Annotated in this window: 19 protein-coding genes and 5 pseudogenes; 18 read left to right on the top strand and 6 right to left on the bottom strand. The window is 47.0% G+C overall.

The features are described from left to right. Positions 1 to 335: 335 nt before the first annotated feature. Complete coding sequence (locus tag K7397_RS07995) at positions 336 to 896, top strand: DJ-1/PfpI family protein (RefSeq protein WP_223067476.1); 561 nt, start codon at positions 336 to 338, stop codon at positions 894 to 896. A gap of 399 nt (positions 897 to 1295) precedes the next feature. On the opposite strand, the gene K7397_RS21820 is transcribed toward K7397_RS07995, so the two are convergent. Continuing rightward, positions 1296 to 1379, bottom strand: a complete 84-nt coding sequence (locus tag K7397_RS21820) for a putative holin-like toxin (RefSeq protein ID WP_223067475.1) — start codon at positions 1377 to 1379, stop codon at positions 1296 to 1298. A gap of 156 nt (positions 1380 to 1535) precedes the next feature. Here K7397_RS21820 and K7397_RS07985 point away from each other — a divergent pair, with 156 nt between their 5' ends. The 5 genes and pseudogenes from K7397_RS07985 to K7397_RS21390 all read left to right on the top strand — a co-directional run bounded on the left by K7397_RS07985 (position 1536) and on the right by K7397_RS21390 (position 4134). Next, positions 1536 to 2063: a nucleotidyltransferase family protein gene (locus K7397_RS07985; protein ID WP_223067421.1), complete on the top strand. Its 528-nt coding sequence runs from the start codon at positions 1536 to 1538 to the stop codon at positions 2061 to 2063. Positions 2064 to 2102: 39 nt separating this feature from the next. Then, a complete protein-coding gene (locus K7397_RS07980; protein ID WP_223067420.1) occupies positions 2103 to 2627 on the top strand; it encodes an NUDIX domain-containing protein in 525 nt (174 codons plus the stop codon). Between the two features lie 65 nt (positions 2628 to 2692). After that, positions 2693 to 3400 (top strand): MgtC/SapB family protein, encoded by a 708-nt coding sequence (locus K7397_RS07975; protein WP_223067419.1) that lies wholly within the window; start codon positions 2693 to 2695, stop codon positions 3398 to 3400. Between the two features lie 229 nt (positions 3401 to 3629). Beyond that, positions 3630 to 3947 (top strand): annotated as a pseudogene (locus K7397_RS21395) (DODA-type extradiol aromatic ring-opening family dioxygenase); the annotation flags it as partial. Beyond that, positions 3937 to 4134, top strand: coding sequence for a hypothetical protein (locus K7397_RS21390; RefSeq protein WP_237690760.1), 198 nt, complete (start codon positions 3937 to 3939; stop codon positions 4132 to 4134). The pseudogene K7397_RS21395 and the gene K7397_RS21390, both read left to right, overlap by 11 nt. A 179-nt stretch (positions 4135 to 4313) precedes the next feature. On the opposite strand, the gene K7397_RS07965 is transcribed toward K7397_RS21390, so the two are convergent. After that, positions 4314 to 5615 carry a glycoside hydrolase family 26 protein gene (locus K7397_RS07965; RefSeq protein WP_223067418.1) on the bottom strand — a complete coding sequence of 434 codons (1302 nt, stop codon included), beginning with the start codon at positions 5613 to 5615 and terminating at the stop codon, positions 4314 to 4316. A gap of 11 nt (positions 5616 to 5626) precedes the next feature. Then, complete coding sequence (locus tag K7397_RS07960) at positions 5627 to 7564, bottom strand: DUF5693 family protein (protein WP_223067417.1); 1938 nt, start codon at positions 7562 to 7564, stop codon at positions 5627 to 5629. Positions 7565 to 7779: 215 nt separating this feature from the next. Between K7397_RS07960 and K7397_RS07955 the strand changes: the two genes are divergently transcribed. The 5 genes from K7397_RS07955 to K7397_RS07935 all read left to right on the top strand — a co-directional run bounded on the left by K7397_RS07955 (position 7780) and on the right by K7397_RS07935 (position 11895). Beyond that, complete coding sequence (locus K7397_RS07955) at positions 7780 to 8475, top strand: response regulator transcription factor (RefSeq protein WP_223067416.1); 696 nt, start codon at positions 7780 to 7782, stop codon at positions 8473 to 8475. Beyond that, positions 8465 to 9568, top strand: coding sequence for a sensor histidine kinase (locus tag K7397_RS07950; RefSeq protein ID WP_223067415.1), 1104 nt, complete (start codon positions 8465 to 8467; stop codon positions 9566 to 9568). Before K7397_RS07955 ends, K7397_RS07950 begins: the two co-directional genes overlap by 11 nt. Before the next feature lie 193 nt (positions 9569 to 9761). Then, complete coding sequence (locus tag K7397_RS07945; protein ID WP_223067414.1) at positions 9762 to 10286, top strand: sigma-70 family RNA polymerase sigma factor; 525 nt, start codon at positions 9762 to 9764, stop codon at positions 10284 to 10286. A gap of 80 nt (positions 10287 to 10366) precedes the next feature. Next, the gene (locus K7397_RS07940; protein WP_223067413.1) at positions 10367 to 11017 is read left to right on the top strand and encodes an MOSC domain-containing protein; all 651 of its coding nucleotides are present in this window, start codon (positions 10367 to 10369) and stop codon (positions 11015 to 11017) included. Between the two features lie 263 nt (positions 11018 to 11280). Beyond that, on the top strand, positions 11281 to 11895 hold the full coding sequence (locus K7397_RS07935) for an HD-GYP domain-containing protein (protein WP_337926697.1): 615 nt from the start codon (positions 11281 to 11283) through the stop codon (positions 11893 to 11895). A gap of 191 nt (positions 11896 to 12086) precedes the next feature. On the opposite strand, the gene K7397_RS07930 is transcribed toward K7397_RS07935, so the two are convergent. Further along, positions 12087 to 12563, bottom strand: a complete 477-nt coding sequence (locus K7397_RS07930) for an AMP-dependent synthetase and ligase (protein ID WP_223067411.1) — start codon at positions 12561 to 12563, stop codon at positions 12087 to 12089. Positions 12564 to 12992: 429 nt separating this feature from the next. Here K7397_RS07930 and K7397_RS07925 point away from each other — a divergent pair, with 429 nt between their 5' ends. The 4 genes and pseudogenes from K7397_RS07925 to K7397_RS07910 all read left to right on the top strand — a co-directional run bounded on the left by K7397_RS07925 (position 12993) and on the right by K7397_RS07910 (position 15791). Next, positions 12993 to 13520: a GNAT family N-acetyltransferase gene (locus tag K7397_RS07925; protein ID WP_223067410.1), complete on the top strand. Its 528-nt coding sequence runs from the start codon at positions 12993 to 12995 to the stop codon at positions 13518 to 13520. 51 nt (positions 13521 to 13571) lie between these two features. Then, positions 13572 to 13973: a hypothetical protein gene (locus tag K7397_RS07920; protein ID WP_223067409.1), complete on the top strand. Its 402-nt coding sequence runs from the start codon at positions 13572 to 13574 to the stop codon at positions 13971 to 13973. A 20-nt stretch (positions 13974 to 13993) separates the two neighbouring features. Further along, a pseudogene (locus K7397_RS07915) lies at positions 13994 to 14739 on the top strand (SDR family NAD(P)-dependent oxidoreductase). 104 nt (positions 14740 to 14843) lie between these two features. Next, complete coding sequence (locus K7397_RS07910; RefSeq protein WP_223067408.1) at positions 14844 to 15791, top strand: Gfo/Idh/MocA family protein; 948 nt, start codon at positions 14844 to 14846, stop codon at positions 15789 to 15791. A gap of 264 nt (positions 15792 to 16055) precedes the next feature. Here K7397_RS07910 and K7397_RS21385 read toward each other — a convergent pair. Both K7397_RS21385 and K7397_RS07905 read right to left on the bottom strand, forming a co-directional pair. Then, a pseudogene (locus K7397_RS21385) lies at positions 16056 to 16211 on the bottom strand (YitT family protein); the annotation flags it as partial. Continuing rightward, positions 16193 to 16420 (bottom strand): annotated as a pseudogene (locus K7397_RS07905) (GNAT family N-acetyltransferase); the annotation flags it as partial. The pseudogenes K7397_RS07905 and K7397_RS21385, both read right to left, overlap by 19 nt. Before the next feature lie 129 nt (positions 16421 to 16549). Here K7397_RS07905 and K7397_RS07900 point away from each other — a divergent pair. The 3 genes and pseudogenes from K7397_RS07900 (at position 16550) to K7397_RS07890 (ending at position 18711) form a co-directional block, all read left to right on the top strand. After that, positions 16550 to 17002 (top strand): MarR family winged helix-turn-helix transcriptional regulator, encoded by a 453-nt coding sequence (locus K7397_RS07900; protein WP_223067474.1) that lies wholly within the window; start codon positions 16550 to 16552, stop codon positions 17000 to 17002. A gap of 24 nt (positions 17003 to 17026) precedes the next feature. After that, positions 17027 to 17545: a spermidine/spermine N(1)-acetyltransferase gene (gene paiA / locus K7397_RS07895; RefSeq protein ID WP_223067407.1), complete on the top strand. Its 519-nt coding sequence runs from the start codon at positions 17027 to 17029 to the stop codon at positions 17543 to 17545. 259 nt (positions 17546 to 17804) lie between these two features. Then, a pseudogene (locus K7397_RS07890) lies at positions 17805 to 18711 on the top strand (NAD(P)/FAD-dependent oxidoreductase). Positions 18712 to 18741: the final 30 nt, after the last annotated feature.

The raw sequence follows: 18741 nt of genomic DNA, 5'->3' as shown, positions 1-18741 counted from the left end.
GAAGGCAATCACTTCTGATAACACCGTATCTACGCTGCGGGACTTTCGTCCCTTCGTCTGCCCGAAGAAAAGTCGGAGAAGTAAGATCAGGCAGACAACCCTGCGAGCTAAGTGGCGGAGCCACCCGGCAGCAAGCTGCCTTAAGCCTCTCGGGTTCGTGAATACAAGAACGTTATCGGAAAGCCCCGCAGATCTTTTAAAAAAGTCAAACATTATATTTTTACTTCGTTGCAGGAGGACTAAATGTGGAAACAGTATAGAGTTGGAATATTATTATATGACTTTGTTGATATATTGGATTTTTCAGGACCTTCTGAGGTGCTTTCTTTAACTGCATATTCAAATCTACAGCAAAAAATAATGTTGTACAAAAGAGTGCTGCCCAAAAGGAGACCTTTGAAGTTACAACATTTTCGGAATCAGGAAATTCGATTAAAACTCATGCAGGAATTGTAATTAAACCGGATTTTTCTTTAGATAATGCACCTGAATTCGACATTTTAATTGTCCCAGGAGGACCATTACGAGCGGTAAACAAAGTACTAAAAAATAGAAAAATAATAGAGTACATAGTTATGTCAAAAAACATTGAAATGATTTGTTCTGTTTGTTCAGGCTCGTTGATTTTAGCAGAAGCTGGCTTATTAAATGGTAAGACAGCTACAACTCATCATTTGGCCCTATCAATACTGAAAAATAAATGGCCAAGAATTCAAGTTGAGAATAATAAAAAAGTAGTTAAAGATGGAAATATTATCACATCAGGTGGTGTATCATCGGGAATAAATATGGCATTGTACCTTGTAGAAAAGCTGTTCAATAACGAGATAGCAAAGAGGACGGCTAAAGTTATAGAATTTGATAGTTATACAGACGGAGATACAATGGAAAAGTAATATTGCAGGCAATTTCAAGAGGGCGGGCCATCCGATAACAACGTGTTCCAGCTTCGCGGCTGTCGCCGCTCGGTCTGCCCGAGGGATTATCGAAGAAGCAGATTCAGGCAGACACATCGATTCCCCTAAGATAAGAGCTATCTAAGGGGAATGCACGTCGTAAATGTCTGAACGTTAAGTGAAATTACTGCGTAATAACAATAATAAGAACAATGAAAGAACTAAAACAATATCTAAAAGAAATAACCCCCTATAAAAGCGTTATAAAATGAGCTATACTGAGGTAAGAATAAGAAAGGAGCCGTGCGGCAACACGACTCCTCCGTACAATAACTGCATAAAGAGCAGTCGGCCTCGTAAGATGGGTCGGAAATAGACCGTTATCCTAGCCAGGGCGGTCTATTTCTTTTTCATGTAGGAAAGAAGTGCCAAAATGAACATGCCGAACATGAGCATTAAGGTGAGAGCATCCTTGACCTCCATGGGCATCATCTCCCTTCTCGGGAGATTAGCCGAACGCCCTTTTAAGCCGTATATTGTACTCAAAAATTATTACATAATAGAAACGAATGAAGACGAAAGCTTAAATCTCATGGAAGATAAAGAAAGACTAATAAAAATCATCAAAAAAAAAATGATATGCTGATGCAAGTATTTAATAACGTTAGAAGTTTTGATTTTGAATCTTATTATATTGGTGCTGGATGTATTACACAAACAATTTGGAACTACTTGACGAACCGGCCTCTCAATTATGGTATCACTGATATCGACATCATTTATTTTGATGACCACGATCTAAGCTATGAAGCTGAAGATAAAGTAATCAGGAAAGGGATTCAGTTATTCTCTGACATACCTATTAAGATTGATATAAAGAATCAAGCAAGGGTACATTTGTGGTACAAAGATAGATTTGGGATCGAGCTGAACCCGTTTCAAACAATTGAAGAAGCCATTGATACTTGGCCAAGTACAGCAACAGCATTTGGGGTAAGAAATGATAATAACGAGAAATGGCAAGTGTATGCCCCTTTTGGTTTTAATGATTTATTTGACCTAACAGTAAGAGCTAATAAGAGATTAATAACTAAAGAAATATATATGAACAAAGCAAACCAATGGAAAGAAAAGTGGCCAGAATTAAAAATAGTCATGTGGGAATAGAGTGAAGAAATTTGTACACTCATTCATCGGGAGGAAGCCATGAGTTGTCATATTAGAACAAGACCTACTGCTCTAATTATTAGTGAAGGAAAGGTACTTTTAATAGAATACCAAGATAAAGAACAACTTCATTATAACTTGCCCGGTGGGGGAGCGGAGCCAGGCGAAGCCATTACAGAAAGTTTAAGGCGAGAGTTACTTGAAGAAGCGAGTATAGAAATTAATATTGGTCCGGTTGCTTTCGTATATGAGTATTTTCCTAACAAGCAATCGGGAGATTACGAATCTAGCGTACATGGTTTACATATCATATTTGACTGCGAAATTAAGGAAGGTTTTACACCAAAACTACCAGATCATCCTGATTCCTGTCAGGTCGGGGTGAAGTGGATAGCCATTGAGGAATTAGAATCCGTTATTTTATACCCAAACATCAAGAAACATATAAAGGAATACTCAAAAAGCAGACGGAATATAGACCTCATTGAAGATCATCAATTAGAAAGCTATAAACAAATTGACTATGAATTAACGAAAGAGGAATTTTCCCCGGAAAAAGAATAACAAGTTGCATCCATTTGGTGAATACACTTATACTCACCTTATATCCAGAAGGAGATGCAATCATCATGAATTGGGAAATTATCATCAAAATGGGTGTAGCTTTAGTATGCGGTCTGTTAATCGGGATCGACCGGCAGTTAAAGCAGAAGCCGCTGGGTATCAAAACGAGTATGGTTATTTCGATTGCCAGCTGTCTGATCACAATTGTTTCTATCGAATCGTTTCACAAATTTGCGGGGCCTGAGCATCCGAATATGGACCCCATGCGGCTGGCCGCGCAAATTGTAAGCGGAATCGGCTTCCTCGGAGCCGGCGTCATCCTGCGCAGGAACAACGACGCCATATCGGGCCTCACATCCGCAGCCCTGATCTGGGCGGCCTCGGGACTTGGAATCGCCGTAGGCGCCGGATTCTATGAAGAAGCGGCAGTTGCGGTTTTGCTGCTGATCATATCCGTAAATCTCGTTCCATATCTGATTAAATCGATCGGACCTACCAAGCTGAACCAGCGTGATGTAAATCTGAAAATTGTAATGGAATCCAACGATACGTTGACCGATCTCATCCGTAAAATTGAAAATACTCATTTTGTCAGCATGGAGGATAAGACGCTGGAACATCGGATCCGCAGTTTGAAAATCAAGGATATCGATGGAAGCAGGCAGCAGGTCAGCATGGTGCTGTCGGCCCAGCGCAAGGAATTTGCGACGGAAATCTATTATTTTATCCGCAAGCTGGATCATGTGATCAGTGTGGAAGTGGAGCAGTTGTAATGACTGACTTGAAATAGGCATTAAGAAAAACAGCGGGAACCGGACTTTGCAGAGCCGGCCCCGCTGTTTTTTGTTGTGTTTTTTAAATTGACAAAAATGGCGATGATTTCTCCGTTATTCCTTGCCCACGGTTTCATCCCATGATCATGTATACGAAACGATTTACGATTTTTACGGCTTTCCGGATGAGCTGTATGCTGTGAAATAACCAGCCAGCGGGAGCACCTCTTTTGCTGGAGAAGTGACGGCTCTGTTCTCGGAGCATGGCATTGCCTGGGCAACCGATGCTGAAAGAGGCTTGGATCATGGCTCGCGGACGATGCTTCGCCATTTGTTCCCGAAAGCCGATGTGCCCATCGTTCAAGTTTCGGTCAACCCGTTTCTAAATCCCGCGACCCAGTACAATATTGGGAGGGTGCTCCGCACCTTGGCCGAGCTGGACATTCTGATCATCGGCAGCGGCGTAACGGTTCATAATTTGAGAGCCGTAGACTGGGAGGCACGGAAGCAGATTCGTGGGCGGTCGCATTTGACGATTGGCTTATAGAAAAAATAGAGGCGGGAGATTTGCAGTCCCTGTTCCGTTATTTGACGGCCGCGCCCAACCCGGATTTGGCCGTTCCCCGGCCGTTCCCCTTGACATTGCGATGGGTGCCGGTGAAATGTCCCGTGCCAAAGTGATCTATCGGGACTATGAATTCGGCAATTTAAGTTATATGTGCGTGCAATTTTGAGATAAAGAAAAGCGGCGGGTCCGAAATCAGTATCGGTGACCTGCCGCTTTTTCAATGAATAGGTTAAAATAATGCCTATTTAATGATCATTTCCTGCCGGTCAGTATCCGTTGAAACCTTGAAACCAAGAGCTTCCAGCGTGGATTTGACCGGGATTCCATCGATCGTGCGGTATTTGTTCAGGAATATTTTCGTCTTAAAGCCGGCCCATACCGTTTGGATACGGTTTTGACCTGAATGCTCTTCCCGCCGTAAGAAACCGTCGTGCTGCTGCCGCTTCCGGTCACCTGGGCCTTTATATAATCCGTAAAAAATGAGCGGTCCGCATAGATTTCTCCGTCCCTCTGGAAAACTTCTCCCCGGAAGGAGAACTTCTGGGTGGCTGTATGGCCTTCCCGATTCTCCTTCCATTCGCTTAGATAATACGGATGGTCAATAGCCTCTGCGTAGGCTGACAGGATGTCCGGCTCCGTCGTTACGGAGTAATCGTTGATTCGCCGTGCTTCGTTATATTCCTTGATGTTGTTCACGTCGAAATAATAAATGGCTTTGACCCTGGGGTATTTGTCAGGAATCGCGCCGTAGAAACGCTGAATATTCCGGATGGCAAACGCGTTATCCTGCTTGCTGTCGGTCACCGAATAATGGGTTGCCCCGAATTCGGAAATCTGGATCGGCTTGCTGTGGCTGTACCTTGTATACACATAATTCAACAGATCGAGCGGATCTTCAAAGTCCGCTTTTTCATAGCTGTGATCGTTATGATATTTGACACTGTAAACGTTGACGCCAACCCAGTCCACATATTCATCCCCGGGATAAAACTCGTCAATATGTTCCTCAGGCATAGCCAGCACTGTCCAAACCATGGCCACGTTCGGCGCTTCCTGCTTCATCACCTCATGGACCAGCTTCCATTTCTCCTTATACTGCTCGGGATCCTCTGAATAGTTGGTCCAGGTGCCGTTCATTTCGGAGGCAAACCGCAGAAACACGGGAACTCCGGTTGCTTTGGCCGCCTTGGCAAACTCCCGTAAATATTCATTGTCCTTGACTTCATCCAGCCCGCCGTTGGGCTCCAGCGCGATGTGGGGGAAACCGCCGACGCTGATCACGTTGTTCACCCACCCGGTCGGGAATGGCTTTCCGTAACCGACATATTTGAAATAGGAGACGGACTTGCGTCCGGTTAATTCATTGAATTTCTTCATGCTGAAGTCAATTGCGCTGTTTTGAAGTACGTAGGCGCCAAGGTAGGCGCCGTTTTCCGGCTCATGCTTGGCAAGCGCATAATCATTTCGGGTGTAAAACAGCGTGTAGCCGCTTTTATCCGCTACATTCCATTTGTTGTACGTTATATAAGCAATGGAGAGCAGCACTGCTGCACCCAGTATTGTCCCAAACAGGAGGACAAGCAGGGTCTTCCATTTGCTGCGCCTTTTTTTTATGAAAGATGGCATTTTGAAATCAGTTGTTTTCATGTTACTCTCCTTTATTTATGGACTGTCTTTCTTATCCAGCCTTGTATCAGAAGCGTAAGCAGTCCCCCTAATAGAAGGCCGACCGCCAGTCCCCACATGGTGCGTTCCAATGAAACGGCAAGCGGGGAATGCAGATGGGTAAAAGTGTTCAGCATTGACAACTGCCCGATTACCGCGGCCGCCATCAGAAAAGCGCCCTTGCCGCTGCGGATCAGCGCATAGATGGCCGCCACAAAAACCGGGTGGCCAAGCAAGATTTCTTTCGTGCGCGGCCTTACGCCGAACAGGTGATCCAGCAGCTGCCGAAACCGGGCTTCATACGGCAGCATCGTCCCCTCGTTGCCTGAGCGCGTTATGAAATAAACGGCTCCCACCAGAACGAGCAGAAGGATGACAGCGAGTCCTATGAAGCGCCTTGCTTGCCAGGGCCGGACGAACGTATCCCTGATGGAATACCAGGGAGCTTGCAGATCCCCTTTTAGCCAGAGAAAGAGAAGCACGACAGCGACCGGTCCGGCAAAGAGCAGCTTCACGCCCCGGAACTGCTCGACATAGGCGAGATACGCGATGTCGTTAAACAGCGCGGCCACAAAGATGACGCCGCCAAGGGTGATCGCCGCACCCATGGCATAGGCGAGGCAAGTATGGAGCAGCGGGCGGCGGACTGCGCGCCCGCTGCTATGCAGCCGTCCGGCGACAGAACGGGCGGCGATGACCGCCAGCGACGGAGCGGCGATGCCGCCGATCAAGCCGTAACCGCTCTGGATGAGCGGGAACAGGGACGGCTTGATGTAGCCGGCGGCAATGCCGGCCGCTCCGAGCAGCAGCAGCGCGGCGGAAAGCGCGCGCGAGGCGGTGAACTGCCGCAGCAGCAGCGCGGCCAGCAGGGTAATGCCGATCAGCGGGAAAAGCTTGTACGGCTTGCCGCTAAATACGCTGCCGCCGGTAACGCTGCTGATCGGGGCGGCTTCGCCGATGCTGTAGGCCGGAGCCAGACGCGAAGCGAGCTCTTCTGTCACCTGACCCGCTTTCTTGAGATAAACGGCGGGTTCGGCTGAGCCATTTTTTGGCATCGGGAAATAGATCATGGATATTCCGCGTTCCCGTACGCTCAGTTCGAATAGGTCCGCCGCGTCCTTCACGCTCATCCGGATCAGTCTGGACGGATCGATGAATATGGGACGGATTTCTCGATAACCGGTTTCTTTGGCAAGCTGGAGCGCTCCCGCCTGGCTTCGGATCAGCGTGAAATGAAGGTTATGCTTCTTCAATAGCCTGGCTGTTTGCGATACCAGATCCGGGTATCCCAATGCTTCGCCTGCGCCAAAATAAATCTGCCGGATGCCGAGCGCCGCCAGCTCCCGGAACTGCTTGTCCAGGAAATCACCGTCACGATAAAGCGCGGCATTCGTATAAGCGGGAATAATCTGAGCGCCGTAACGTTGCCGGAGCTGTCCGGCCTGCCTCGTATCCACCCCGAGCACGGCAGCTTCGGCCTTGGCCTTCGGCATATGTATAACCGCAGCCCAGCCCCCATGATCAAGGGAATATGCCGTTATGTTATCTTTAAAAGCCGATTCCAGGAGGTGCAAATAGAAGGCGGCATCTTCCTTGTCCTCACTTAAGGAGAGCACGAGGGTATCCCCGGCATTGTATCGAAAGCCGGAAGGCAGAGCATAATTCCCGGAAGGCAGCTTTCCGGAAAAGCTTTTAACCAATTTCCGGGATTCAAGCTCGCCCAAATTCGTTTCTTTCAGCACCAGCGCGCTTACCCCGAACTGCAGCAGTCCGGCCACTTCCTTGCTGCCGGCGGTTTCTGCAATTTCCGTGTAAGGAACGGCGAGCTCGACGCGGCGCTCTTGCTGCTCCCCTGCGCTTCTGTGCACAAAGCTGGCCACAGAACAGACCAGCATTAGCGCCGTAAGGATCCATATCGTTCTTTCTTTCATTATGTAGCAGTGCCTCCATATCGCATTAATATAGAAATTTGAATCATTTATAAAAAAGTCTAATCTCCTCATTATTACATGAAACGTCTGTCCTAAAAAGGGGAACAGCGGACATTAAGAAGTTTGTAAGGCTTTCTTAACTTTTTGTTTGCATTCGTGTTTGCATTTGCATGCTAGAATAGAAGAAACTATAGAATCAAAAAGGATGATTTCGTTTGGATAAACATATTTTGATCGTTGACGATGACGATAAAATCGCAAGGCTTATTGAAATCTACCTGCTGAATGAAGGCTTCACCGTATCCAAAGCGGAGAATGGCTATCAGGCGCTGGAGATCATGGAGCAGGAAAGCGTTCAGCTGATCATTCTTGATGTGATGATGCCGGGGATTGACGGCATTGCCGTATGCATCAAAATTCGCGAGAGCCATACGACCCCAATTCTGATGCTGAGCGCGAAGGATAGCGATATGGACAAAATCAACGGACTCATGACCGGGGCAGATGATTATATGGTCAAGCCGTTTAATCCGCTTGAGCTGGTTGCCCGCGTCAAATCGCTGCTGCGCCGTTCTTCCTATCAGGTTCCCGCCAGTCCGCAGCCTTCCGAGCATGTCATCAAGATCGGTCCGCTGCAGCTGGATAAAGAAACCCACTCGGTAACGGTATACGGCAATCCGGTAAAGCTGACGCCCATTGAGTTCGGCATTCTCTTTCTGCTCGCCAGTCACCCCGGGCGCGTATTCAGTTCCGAGGAAATTTTTGAGCTGATCTGGAAGGACAAATATTTTGACAGCAACAATTCCGTTACGGTGCACATCAGCCGGCTGCGGGAGAAGCTGGAGAAGGAGATGGACGGAGAGAAGCTGATTCACACCGTGTGGGGGGTCGGCTACAAAATTGAGAACTAGTTTGCGGGTGCTCGCCTGGCTTTTCTGGACTGCCATTACTTCCTTGATCGCTTTTTTGCTGTTCGTGCTGCTCGCCAAATCGATCTTTATGTTTTATCCGTCCATCAATGTTCAGTCGGTTCTGATCTGGGTGAATAACCACATTGGCTATCCCCAGGCTTATTACTATGCGGCTGTTCCCATTGTGTTCCTGTTCTCCGTTTACTTCTTTCGCAGGGAAATGCGGCGCAGACAAAGAACTTATCTGGAACAGCTGATCGAAGAGGTGCATCTGATCGGACACGTCGGTCCGGATCATAAAATTACGGTCCGCCCTATCGGACAGCTTGGCCAGTTGGCCGCAGACATTAACAGCATGCTCGACAGGCTCAAGAAGTCGGTGGAAGAAGAACGACGGGCCGAGCAAACGAAAAATGAGCTGATTACGAACATTTCGCATGATTTGCGGACGCCGCTTACAACGATTACCGGTTATCTGGGCCTGGTGGATCAGGACAGATACCGGGACGAGATCGAACTGCGTTATTATATGAATATGGCTTTTGAAGAATCGATCAGGCTGAAGAAGCTGCTTGAGGATTTATTCGAATATACCCGGCTCAGCAATCGTGGCAACAAGATGCAGTGGGCGAGAATCAATGTTGCGGAGATGCTGAACCAGATCGTTGCCCAGTTTGGCTGGCAGCTTCATGAAAACGGCATGGAAGCAAGGCTTGCCATCGAGGGACAGCTCCTTTTATGGGCGGATGGGGACAAGCTGAGAAGAGTTTACGAGAATTTGATTACAAATGCGATCCGGTACGGACAGGAAGGCGGATATTTGGATATACGCGGCCGGGTGGAGGGCGACGAAGTGATCACGGAGGTAATCAATTATGGAGAACCGATCCCCCAGCGTGACCTGCCGTTTCTGTTTGAGCGTTTTTACAGAGTGGAGAAATCCAGAGCCAAGCATACCGGAGGTTCAGGCATAGGACTTGCCATTGCCAAAAATATTGTCGATCTTCATCACGGCAAAATAACGGCGGAGAGCGACGAGGAACGGACAGTATTTACCGTCCGGCTCCGGCTCACATTTAATCCAAACGCATGAATAATCCGGTAAAAGTTACAGAAAACATGCCGAAAAGACATTTTTTTAAACTCTTTTCCGGAAATCTTAATAAAATCTTTATATTTTCTTAGTCGTACATTAAGCTATACCCTTCATAATCATCATTAGCCTGATTTACTTTCAGGCGTCAAGGTGCCGGCGGCACCTTGGATTGACAGAGGGAGGCCATAAAATGAATTCTGATAGTCTGGATCAGGTATATAGAGAATATCAGATAGATGTGTACCGCTATTTGCTGGGATTATGCAAAGATCATTATACCGCTGAAGATTTGGCGCAAGAAACCTTTTGCCGCGCGTTCATTCATCTGGATAAAACACAAAATGACAAGGTTAAGCCATGGCTGTTCCGTGTAGCTTACCACGCTTTTATAGATAAAACCCGCAAGGATAGCCGTCAGAAGACGTATGATACGGATTATTTCCGCACGCTTCCCGACAAGGATACGCCTGAGACGAGGCTGATGACATCCGAAAATAAGGAAGAGCTGTACGAGTGGCTCAGACGTCTTTCTGCCGAACAGCAGGAAGCGATCCGGCTATTTGACATTCACGGCTATTCTTACCGGGAAGCGGCCGAAATGATGGGAATGAAACTCTCACGGTACAAAATTGTTTTATATCGGGCAAGGCAGCGCTTAAAGCAGAATTACCAGAGCGTAAGTCCGGCTAGCAGCCTGGTTTCGGAGGTTATCTAGTCTGGCGTCCGCATTGCTCCTTCATGTATACTAGTCATAATTGACAGCATACATGGAGCATATAAAGGGCGTGATGAATAATGACCTTGCAGGTTCGAATCGAGTCATTAAATGTGGGGAAGCCGCAGCTGCTCAAAGGGCATCCCAAAGAAGTGATGTCTGGCTTCGGCAAACAGGGAACGGAAGAAACCTTGTTTCTCTCCCAAGTTAATCTGGACGGAGACGGTCAGGCGGATCTGGTGCATCATGGCGGTGTGGACAAAACGGTTTGCGTATACTGCTACAAGCATTATCCGTACTGGGAACAAAGACTGGGCGTGCGCATGTTGCCAGGGGCGTTCGGGGAGAATATCACACTGGATGAACTGACTGAAGAGGATGTTTGCATCGGGGATGTCTTCGGCTGGGGAGAGGCTGTTGTCCAGATCAGCCAGCCGAGGCAGCCGTGCTTCAAGATTGCCGCGTATCACCAAATCCCGGAGCTGACCGCTTATGTGGAGCAGACCGGCTACACCGGTTTTTATTTCAGAGTCTTGCAGAAGGGAAAGGTCAGCAAGGCGGATGGGCTGATCAAATTGCAGGACGATCCGCTAGGCGTTACCGTTTCTTTTGCCAATACGATCATGTATCATCGCAAGGAGGATGTGACCAGCCTCCGAACATTACTTGATGTTCCGGCCTTGTCGGACAGTTGGCGGAATACATTGTCCAAGCGGCTGGCCAAGCTTTGACCTGCAACAAACAGCATCAAAGCTTCTAGCTCTTTCGGGAATTAAAAAAGCCTCACCAGGAAAGGATGTTCATAGTCGCGAGTTGTGGCTGATGGACATCCTTTTCTCATGAGCGTCAAAGGCCGCGCCTGGCATGATTTGATCAAGCCGGCAGATTGAAATATAATGGTGGATGATTTTCGGAATGAAAGATGTTTTAGGAAATTGAGGGGCGAAATAAAAATAATTTTCAAATTAAAAAATATAAGGAGGAGCTAATTTTGGTGAAGATTACGCCAAGGACAGGAAATGGAGTTTCTTCTTGCGAAGAAACAGATGCTCTTTACTGGATAAAAAGGCTGAGAGCCTTAAATGAGGAGATCTACTCCCATTGTATCCGTGTTGCCATATTGGCGGAGAAAATGGGGAAAGAGCTGAACCTGTCCGAAGAACAGCTGCGTAATCTTACAAGAGGTTGTTTTCTGCACGATATCGGCAAAGTCATGGTTCCGGGCGAATTATTGAATAAAGTTCGCAGATTGAATGAAAGAGAAAGGGAAGCCCTTGATCTTCATCCTGTTCTGGGAGAATTTATTGTGTCTGCCATGGACGGGATCAATACGGAAGTGATCCAAACCGTTCGCTCTCATCACGAACAATGGGACGGAAACGGTTATCCCGATCGGCTCGAAGGTGAACAAATTCCGTTATTTTCGCGTATTTGCAGTATTGTGAGCGTATTCGACAACATGCTTTCCGAACGTAAGATGCATAAAAGAAAAGCCATGGAACTGGCAAAATCGAAGCTGCGACGTGCCAGCGGTATCCTTTTTGATGCGGAACTTGTATCGCTGTTCCTGAGTCTTCCTGATGAAATGCTGGATATCTACTCTCCGTAAACCCGTGCTGGGTATATATGCCTCCTGAATTTTCCTGCAGCACGTTTCCCTCGTTATCTTGTTTGCCGCGTATTTTCGTTCCTCCTGCCCACACTTTAGAGTCATATTGCACTTAAAGGTTGACCTAAAAATAAAAAAGGCTGTCCCAAGGCCGTAATGACCTTTGGGATAGCCCGCCGCTTAATACTTGGTTATTGCTGATATCCGCCGCTGCGTTGAGACATGCCCTGGGTACCGCCGGACATAGAGGAGCCTGGATTGCCGATTTGTGCCCCGAAGCCGGGTTGTTGACCGAAACCGGTTTGGCCCCATTGACCTTGGCCGATCCCGAGTTGGCCATAGTTTTGCGTTCCGAATGAAGGCTGGCCAAATCCGGGCTGCACGCCTGCGCCGAAGCCGGTGCTTTGAACGGAGCTTTCAATTTGGTTCACGAGCTGGGAAATTTGTTGATATTGCTGCATGGCCGTATGATGGCCCTGAAGAGCGGTTTGAATGGTTTGGGCTGCTTTGCGTTCACGCTGGGCAAGGTCTTCCAGACGGATTGCATTTTGCTGCTCCTGCTCCAGCATTTGTTGGTACATCGTTGTCGCTTGGCGTGTTTTCTGTTCGAGATCACGAATGGTTTGTTCGATCTGCCGAATTTGCTGAGACACATTTACATAGTTCATTCTGTGGAATAGCCTCCCTGATTAGATGGTGTGTTGAACCAAATTTAGAGTATCCCGTTCTGGGGGAAGTATGCATGTTTGGAAAAAAACACGAGTCGGTTGGAAGGATCATTGACTGCCGGATGGGAAGCCCCGGATCAACAAGAGAGAGTTAACTTGAACAGGAGCTGCATTTATTGTTTATGCTGCCGCCTGACAGTGTTATATTTAGATAAGAACAGCAAGCCTTTGACATAGAATTGAAAGAACTATATATAGGCTTGTGGCGGGCTGGAACTCTCAGTGAGTTCATCCGCGAAAGCAAGGGGGATAAAGGCATAAGCTTATATTTGAACCGAGACGGAGGGCCATCTGCATTTCGACTCCTATTTTGAATTTTTATAAGCCTGAACTAAAAACAGCATCAAAATTTGCAGGAGGAATGACAAGATGGTTCTCATAAAAGCAATGGATATTAACGAAGCCGAAAGGTTGTCTGAGATCGACCGATCCGAATACATCCGCAAGATTTATCGCATACAGGCAGGTGGTATTCAGGAAGTGGAAGCAGGGCATGAATGCGGTAATTGGGATGAGTCCATGCTTGAACACATAAAAGGAAGATTTCAATTTGAATTGGCTCAAGGCGGCAAGGCGTTTGGCGCCTATGACGGAGAAAGGCTGGTCGGATTTGGTGTGCTCGCCCATCGTTTCAGAGGGAGAAACAGGGACCGTCTGCAGGTGGACCTTATGTATGTAACCCGTTCGTATCGGAGGCAAGGCATCGGAAGCCGGCTGATGGCGGAGTTAAAGAAAGAGGCCGTTCAAAGGGGGGCCCGGTATTTATACATTTCGTCCACGGAAACCGAATCGGCTGTCAGCTTTTATCGTTATTCCGGCAGCGAGCTGGCCGAAGAGATCGATAAGGAACTGCTCGCTCTTGAGCCGGAGGATATTCATATGCTGATCAAGCTTTAACAGGCATACTGGGGGGTCATCCATGATCAGCGACAAAGGAGATTGGTATACTTGAGAAGCAATAAAGGATATTTCTATAGTCTGGTCTGGATCGTCATCGCGATCCTTCTCTTGTATTACGGCAATTCATGGCTGGCCCGGATGGAGCACAAAACAAAGGTCACTTTCGATAGGAACTTCGCCATTATCGCTCGTACGGTTTATGCACTGGCGCTCGGCGCCTGCATCAGCTTTTTGATCGGAATCCCGGGTCGGTTTAAACCCCACAAGCCGTTGCTGCTGGTTGTGTTCGCGCCAAGCTTCATTTTGTTTATGTACGGTGTAGCCGCGCTGTATATAAAAATGCCGGAAATCCCTTGGTACGCGGACATTACCCGCTATGAAGGGCGCTTTTTTTTCGGACTGGTCAGCGGCCTTACTTTAGTCCAGGGATTGTTTGAGCGCAGGAGATAACAGCAAAGGAGGCGGTATCCATGCCATTCAAGGATAAAACAGTCATTGTCACCGGGGCGGGGCAGGGAATAGGCAAAGGCGTGGCTGAGGCTTACGCCAATGCGGGACATTTGTGGTTCTGTCGGATATTGAGCCGGAGAAGGGCTCTGCTGCAGCCGCAGCCATCCATCAAAAAGGCGGAAAAGCCGTATTTATCCCATGCGACGTCAAATCGGAATCCGACATTCAGCACCTTATGAAACAGGCTGCGGGCGAAGCAGTTAAACTTGATATTCTGATCAATAATGCCGGTCTTGGCGTATGGAAGTCGCCGTTTGAGCTTCTGGCCGAGGAGTGGGACCATGTGCTGAACACGAATGCCCGCGGCTGCTTCCTGTGCGCTCGCGAAGCTGCGAAATATATGAAGCAAACCGGAGGCGGGTCGATTGTAAATATCGCTTCCACACGCGCCATCATGTCTGAACCGAACAGCGAAGCCTATGCGGCTTCCAAAGGAGCGATCGTAGCTTTGAGCCATGCGCTGGCCGTTTCGCTCGGGAAAGACGGTATTACCGTCAACTGCATCAGCCCGGGTTGGATCGAGAACGGAGATTACGATGCCTTACGGCCTGTGGATCATGAGCAGCATCCCGCTGGCCGGGTCGGCGCCGCCGCTGATATTGCCCGTGCCTGCATGTATTTGACGGACCCTGCGAACACGTTTGTAACCGGCGTGAATTTGATCGTGGATGGCGGAATGACCCGTAAAATGATCTATGAGGAGTAGCATATTCATAATACAGCGGTTTAGCATAGCAGTTCTTCAGCGTCACGCCTAACAAGCAGTTTTATACAGTGTTTCCTATATTGATGGATGGAAAAGGAGTTTACATGAAAAGAATCGGAGTAATCGGACTTGGCGGTATTGCCCGCAAGGCATATCTGCCCGTCATTGCCGCCAGAGGAGATATCGAACTGCTCTTTTGCACAAGAAATGAAGCTGCGAGGAAGGAGCTTGCAGCGCGGTACCGGCCTGCCGGTACCGCCGCTTCGGTCGATGAGTTGCTGGACAAGGGCGTGGATGCCGCCTTTGTCCATGCTGCAACCGAAGCGCACCCGGTAATTGTCCGACAGCTGCTGAGTGCCGGGGTTCATGTCTATCTCGACAAGCCCATAGCCTATACCTATGAAGAGGCGCTGGAACTGACCCAGATGGCGGCCCGGAGCAAAGTGATGCTCATGACCGGGTTCAACCGCCGGTTTGCACCGATGTATGCCGATCTGGCGAAAGCGGATAACCGCCGCATCATCAGCATGCAGAAGAACCGGACCGGGCAGCCCGATTATGCGAGAAGATTTGTATTTGACGACTTCATCCACGTGGTCGATACGATCCGGCATCTAGCCCCGGGGACGGTGACGAAAACCTCGATTTCCGTATTTCAGCAGGAGGGAAAGCTTTATCACGCCATGCTGCAGCTTGAAGGGAAAGGGTTTATCTGCACCGGCATCATGAACCGGGACAGCGGAGGCAATGAAGAGAAGCTGGAGATGATGAGCCCCGGACGGAAGTGGACGGTGAACGGATTAAACGAGACCATCCTTTACCAGGACAAATCGGAAAGCCGGATTACGTTTAACGATTGGGATACGGTTCTGTTTCGCCGGGGTTTTGAACAAATTATCAGCCATTTTATAGACTGCGTTCAGGAAGGACGGGAGCCCGGCATTTCTCTGGAGGATGCTTTGGAAAGCCACAGGCTCTGCGAAGAGATCGTGAAGCAGGCCGAGGCGGAGGGAGCAGCCGTCTGGCCGTTTGACCGCCGGACGTCGGTTTAGCAATGAAAGAATATACCCTCTTACAAAAAGAGCTGTTGATCGTTTGCAGGCCATCTGCCGAACAACGGCTCTTTTCATTTGCATAGTTTGGCCCTTTAAATGTGATTGAGTTAGTGGACTCATGCCGCCCGGGACCAACGCCACCAAACTTCGAAGTGTAAAAAAACTGCATTTAGGTAATCTATGGTTAATTAAATATAGATTGTGAAGAATTGTACTTACACTGACGGGGCAGGTTAGTTGAACAAGAAAAATAAAAGCATTCTATATTGAATGCTTTTTATCTTTATCATAATTTGGTGATGTACTTGAGTGTGTTAATATGCGGTCTAATACTTTTTCAGTAAATGGCATAAAGTAATTAAGTAATAGCCCCCCTAAACAAACGGTTAATAAAGTTCCAACGCCAATGGGTCCATTTTACCTACTCCGTCAATAAACCTTATCCTTCCCGTTCCGACTGGTTGTTCATTGTAATGGACTAATATGTGTTCGTAAAGTCCATTCAATATATCAAATTGATCAAATTCATCTTCTAGGGGCACGCCTTGTTCTTTCACAAATACTTCTTTCCTTATAGCAAATGCTACCCTTAAATCTTCATCAATCGCTGCTCTTTTTGAATTCATTTTTATCAAGTCCTTTTAAATTAAATTATCTATCATCATTTTGTTGCAAATGCAACAAAATAATGATAGATTTAATATATTCCCTTTTTATTGCATTTGCAACAAAAAATGTGGGTTAAGGAGTTAATGATGAAGGAAATTTTACGCGAAATTGGAATGATAGCTAGGGCATTGGATTCTATTAGTAATATAGAATTTAAAGAATATGACCTTACAAAAGGGCAGTATTTGTACCTTGTGCGAATATGTGAAAACCCAGGAATCATTCAAGAAAAGTTAGCTGAGATGATAAAAGTAGATCGAACAACAGCAGCTCGTGCTATTAAGAAACTTGAAATTAATGGATTTATTGAAAAGAAAGATGATACACATAACAAAAAAATTAAAAAACTCTTTCCAACAGAGAAAGGGGAACATGTTTATCCTTTTATAAAAAGAGAAAATGATTATTCCAATATCGTTGCATTAGAGGGGTCTTCCGAAAGCGAAGTAGAGACCATTTTCAATCTTCTTCAAAGAGTAAGAAAAAATATAGAAAAAGACTGGGAATTTGTAAAAAAGGGAAACAAGAGAAATTATTGATTATATAAGGAGCGACATATTTAAATGTCTATAAATATAAAAAAGTGTACCCTTGAAGATTCACGCAAACTTCAAGAAATTAGTTATGAAACATTTAATGAGACATTTAAGCATCAGAATTCACCCGAAAATATGAATGCCTATTTGGAAAGGGCATTTAACTTAAAACAATTAGAAAAAGAATTATCCAATATTTCTTCGCAATTCTTTTTTGTTTATTTTAATAATGAAGTCGCTGGATATTTGAAGGTCAATACCAATGATGCTCAGTCTGAAGAAATGGGTGATGAATCACTTGAAATCGAGAGGATTTATATAAAAAGCAAATTTCAAAAACATGGGCTTGGTAAATATCTGCTAAATAAAGCTATGGAAATTGCGAGGGAACGTAATAAAAAGAAAATCTGGCTAGGCGTATGGGAAAACAATGAAAATGCTATTGCTTTTTATAAGAAAATGGGGTTTGTTCAAACTGGAGCCCACTCTTTTTATATGGGTGATGAAGAACAAATGGACTTTATAATGACCCAAAAACTCATATAACCTTAATATGGTGTTCCAGTTCGGGGCACATGTTTCTGGACGCGAGGTCACCGGGGAGCGGAAATGGGATTATAAGCCATGGAACCTGTTGGAACTGAAAAAACATGAGCAGGTGGCAAACGGTTCTCCATAACTTTATGCAAATGAGCCTGTGTTTGAAATGCCTGATCTGTTTAATAATATAGAGATGAATACGATAGTTAGCCGTTTGCCAAAGATATACAGCAGGTAAAAAAAAGGATACAGGAGAGAGCAAAACATGACGGTTTATGATTGCGTGATCGTAGGGGGAGGCATTGCCGGTCTTCAGGCCGCGATCCAACTTGGCAGGTACAGCGCTCACCGTATCCTGGTCATTGATTCGGGGTATGGGCGTTCAACACTGTGCCGCCAGTATCACAATATTTTGGGATGGCCGGAAGGCGTGTCCGGCGATGAACTGAGAAAGCGGGGCAGAAAGCAGGCTGAGTCTGTTGGCGTCCAGTTTGTGTCAGACCGGATCGTAACTGCGCGACCGACGAACAATTTGTTTACGTTGACCGGGGCAAACGGAGACAGCTATGTTTCCAGAACATTGCTGCTGGCAACGGGATTAATGGACCGTTTCCCTGATATCCCTGGGCTTGTCCGGACGTTTGGCCGCAAGTGTATACGTATGTCCCGACTGCGACGGGTATGAGATTCAGAACCGGAAAACGCTGCTGCTCGGTTCAGGCAATGTCGGCGCGAAGATGGCTTTGCTGTTGTCGGGGAGAACAAGCGATTTAACCTATATCAACCATGAGAAACAGCCTATAGACGAGGAGAAGCACAGGCTGATGCATCGGTCTGGAATCCGTTATATCGAACAGGCGGTACTGGAAATCGTGGAGGAAAATGACGGGTATATCAAGGCGGCGAGACTGGAGGACGGTTCCCTGCTTGCAGCGGAGCGGGGATTTATTGCCTTCGGCAACAACCATGTCCGATCCGAGCTGGCCGCACAGCTCGGCGTCGAGCTTCACCATAATAAGCATGTCCAAGTGGACCCACGATCCAAAATGACCAATGTAGAAAATGTTTGGGCGGCGGGCGACCTGGGGGTTCATGCGGAGCAGGTTACAGCAGCGATGGGGGATGGAGCAATCGCCGCCATCTGGATTCATAAAGCGCTCAGCAGCCAATAAAAAAAGCTGTTCTAGCGTAAAAAATAGCCG

The sequence above is a fragment of the Paenibacillus caui genome, assembly GCF_019904135.1.
In the GTDB taxonomy this organism is placed as follows: domain Bacteria; phylum Bacillota; class Bacilli; order Paenibacillales; family Paenibacillaceae; genus Fontibacillus; species Fontibacillus caui.
The sequence above is the reverse complement of the archived record's forward strand: the minus strand, read 5'-3'. Positions and strand labels throughout refer to the sequence as shown.